General features: G+C 23.7%; 1 protein-coding gene. It reads left to right on the forward strand.

Translation table 11 applies throughout. The annotated features are described in order from the left end of the window. Positions 1-4,326 (forward strand): endonuclease toxin domain-containing protein (locus AWT72_RS09760; protein ID WP_197407639.1); only part of this gene is annotated, 4,326 nt, incomplete at its 5' end. Positions 4,327-4,440 lie beyond the last annotated feature (114 nt).

Here is a 4,440-nt window from a genome sequence, read left to right on the forward strand (position 1 = left end):
ATAATAAATGCAGAAAATTCTAATGTAATTAAAACGAAAGTATTTAATAATATATCAAGTGTAAAAAAAGAAGAATTCATTTTTCAAGACGCCATAGAAAAATTAAAATATAGAGAAAAAGCAACTTATTGGTTTAATAAACTATATAATGTAAATAACTGGGCACTATATGAAAGAAAGTTATCAGATAAAAAAAAAACAAAAGAAGTAGACTTATACCTTCCTAATTCGGAATTAATAGGAAAAGATATTGTATTAGAAACAAAAGAAACAAACTTTGAAGGACATGGACAGTCTAAAATAGTAAAAGGTAAATTATCAAATCTATATTTAAAAACAAATAAGTTAAATATAGATAATTTTGGTTTGCATCATACTAATATATCAGTAGAAAGTGATAATATAAGATTAAAAAATGGTGGATTAATAGCAGATAATCAATTAAATATTAAGACTAAGAAATTAGAAACAACAGGAGATAAAACAATAAATTTAATTACAGAAGAAAAAATAAAAGAAAGATTTATAGGTAATAGTGTAGAAAACAAAAAAATATTAGGTGAAGATTATTATAAGAGTAAATTAATAGGTAAAAATATATTACTAAATGCAGAAGATATAAAATTAAAAGCAACAGATATATTAGCATTTGAAAATATATTATTAAAATCTAAAAACATATCAATAGAAAATGATAAAATAAAAACAGAAAAAACTATAAATGAAAGAGGTTTATTCCGTTATAAAACTGAAAATGGAAAACTAGAAGAAAGCAAGGCAAGTAATGTTAGAGCTAAAAATTTATTTTTAGATGCTAGTAAAACTATAATTAAAGATTCTAATATAACAGTTAATAATTTAAAAACAAAAGGAAATGTATTAGTTACAACTGATGTATTAGAAAATAAAATTAAACTAAAAGAAATAGGATTTATATATATTAAAAAAGCTAATGTTGATATAGAAAAAGCTAAAGGTTCAAATATACAAGTAAAAGGAATATCAGAATTTGAAAATCTTAGTTTAATATCATCAAAATTACAATCAAAAGATTTAATAGTAAGTGGGAAGTTAAATGTAGAAGCAAAAGTATTAAAATCAAAAGAAAATTCTACAACTTTAGGTTTTAAATTAATAGATGATATACAAGGACATTATACTGCTATAGGAACTAATGATAAAGGTAAGAAAAAATTAATGAGATACGATAATGATATTACTAATAAAGTTAGTAATAGTAGTGAAACAGAAGATTTATCTGCGGGTGGAAGTTTAACTTTTCTTAGTTTAAAATCTAATAGAAAAGATAATGAGTATGAATCAAATGCAAGAGCAGGTCTTAAAGTAACTAATAGTGCAAAGATAAATAAGATAAAAGTATTATCATCAGATGTAGTATTAAATAATGCAGATATAAATGAAATAGAATCAAATACAACTAAATTAAATAATAAAATAAATGAAAATTTATTTAAAATAGGAATTAAAGCAACAGGAAATATAAGTTTAGAAGGAAGTAATGTAAGCTTAGGTTTAGATATAACTGAAAAAGAAACACATTTAAATGAAATTATACATGAAAATTCTAATATATCGTTATTAGGAAATAGCAAGATTGAAAAAGTAGCTAAATTTACGTCAACTAATTTAAAATATGGAAAATTAGAAATAAAAGCTAAAGATGTATTGTTTAATGTAAATAAAGATAAAAAAGATAGTATAATTACTACTAAAGGAGGAAATTTAGGAATAAATATAAATATAAACTCACCAATTTTAAATAATACAATAAAAATAGGAAGAGGAGTAGTAAATCTTTTTAGAAAAAATAAATCACTTAAGGGAGCATCAGATATAGCAAATGGGTTTGTTGGTTCTATAAATAGTTTGGCAGGAAATTTAAAAGCAAAAGATAAAAATGGAGAATATAGAGATGCAACAAAATCTGATTTAAAAGAAGAGAATGTTGAAAAAAATTTATCTGGTTATATATCAATAAATGGAGATGTTTCTCAAAAACAAAGTACTACTGTTGAAATTAATAGTGAGGAAGAAATTAAAAGTGGAACATTGACAGGTGATAAATTAATATTTAATAATAATAAAGAAGTGAAGTATATTTCAACAGTAATAAAAGATACAAAAATAGAATATAATAATGTTGGAAAGGTAATAAAAGATGTTGAGGTTGCAAATAATAAGAAACAAATTATACATCATTCAGAGAGCCTAGGATTATCATCAGGATTTGATTTAAAAAATGCCTCTTTAAAAGAAATTGGTATAGATTTATCAATTAAAGGTTCATATGATGTTCAAAAAGAAAAATTTAATAAATTAAATGAATTAACAAATGTATCTGAAACATTTAATAATGTAAAAGATATAAAATTAAAAGGTGTAAAATCTAATAAATCAACATTAAGTGGAACTGTTAAAAATTTAGTATTAGAAGATGTAAAAGATGAAATAACAAGAATCAAAGTAGGACTTGGAGGAGATGTATTAATACCACTCGCTGGAACACCAGGAGCAAATGGAGAATTTGAATTAATAACTACAAGAAAGGAGAAAGTACATACAAACGATATTAATTTAAATAATATAAAAGTAGAAAATTTAACAACAAAAAAATTAAAAGAAAAAAATTATGATTATCAAATATTTTTAAGAGGTGGAACATCGGGAGCGAGAGTAAAAGCTAAAATAAATGATTTTGAATTTGATACTGATATAAGTATGGCAACTATAAATGCTTTAAGAAATATAAAAAAATTCAGAGAAAAAATTTGGTTAGCTAAAGAAGAGTTAGAATCAACAGGAAAAGGTATAAAAGATGCAATAAAAAATATAGGTGCAAAACCTGATGAAAAAAATACTATAGGAGAAAATGAGAGAGAATCTATACTTAAATTAGGAGAAACTCATTTAAAAACAAAACACTCAAAATATACAAAATATTTAAATAAAGCAAAAGCAGTAACTAAAGATGAAAGACAAAAATTAGTAACTGATTTTAAATTTAAGAAATTATTTATATTAGATGAACCAACACTAGAAAATATACATAAATTTCCACCTGAAATACAAAAAAGAATTAGAGAAGTATGGGATAATGGTGAAAAGATAACAATAGCAACAGATAATAAGGGAAATGTATATACATTTGGTAATTTAAGTGAGTTAGATTTTAAAAAGGGTCTTATGAAAGAATATACAATAATAACAGATGGAAGATATGTAGTAGACCCTAAAACAGGAGAGAAGAAACTTTTAGGTGCAACATTAGGTAATATAGGGGCAGAGTATATTATAGAAGGAAATGGAGAAATATTAGATTTAGAAAAAGATGATATTTCAACATTGCCAAAGGATGCTAAAATTGTTAGTGATAATATTATTACAGATGCATTTTATGCAACATGTAGAGCAATTAGAGAAAATTTACCAGTAGGATTTATAGTTACTGATGTATATGTAAGTGCTAAAATCATAGGTAAAGTTGTATTTCAAGGTGCAAAAGCTACAATTGGACAGGGAGTAGTATTAACAGTTTCCGTAATAGATGGATTAGATGAATTAAATAAAAAATGGACTTGTGGAACTATATATGGAGAATGTGATACAGCTTTAAAAAATATTTTAGGAGATAATATATACAATGGATTTAAAACAACAGCAACAGTTGTAGGATTAACTCAAATTGGAAAAGATGTATATTCAGTTTTAATAAAAGATGGTAAAATAGTAGAAATAGGTAGAAAAATAAAATCACCAAAAGAATTAAAGAAAATGTTGGCAGGGGCAAAGGACTCAATAAAAGATACAGTAAAGAATGCCAAAGATAAAATTGGTGATATAGCAACTGGAATAAAATCTGGAAATCTAACAAAACAATTAAAAAATATAGGGGCAAATTTTAGAGAAGTTAAAACAACATTAAGAACAGATGGAACAACAACAAGAGGATTTGAAATTGATACATTTTTAGGAAATGATTTAGGAAAGAATTTTAAAACTTATGATAAATTTGACCATAAAACTGGAGTAGCAGTAAGTATAAAAAGTGTTCATTTAGATGCTAAAACAAATCAATCAGGTAATGGAATATATAATAGTTTGAAAAAGGCTTTAAGAGATATGAGAGATTTTGATAATTATGAATTAAAAGGTATTAGATTAGAAAATGAAAATATTAAAGAACGTGTTTTAGAAATAGCAATAAATAATCAAAAATTAAATGCTTCACAATTAAACAATTTTGAAAGAGTAATTAAAGAAGCAAAAAAAATGGGAATAAAAGTAAAAATAACAATATTAAAATAAAGGAGAAATAAAAATGTCAATGAATATAGGAATTTATAAAGAAAAAAAAGAAAAAGATTTTAGAATGGTAATATTACCTAGTGGAAGAAATAAAATAGGTTTAATATTAAGAAA

The sequence above is a fragment of the Oceanivirga salmonicida genome, from assembly GCF_001517915.1.
Classification (GTDB): Bacteria; Fusobacteriota; Fusobacteriia; order Fusobacteriales; family Leptotrichiaceae; genus Oceanivirga; species Oceanivirga salmonicida.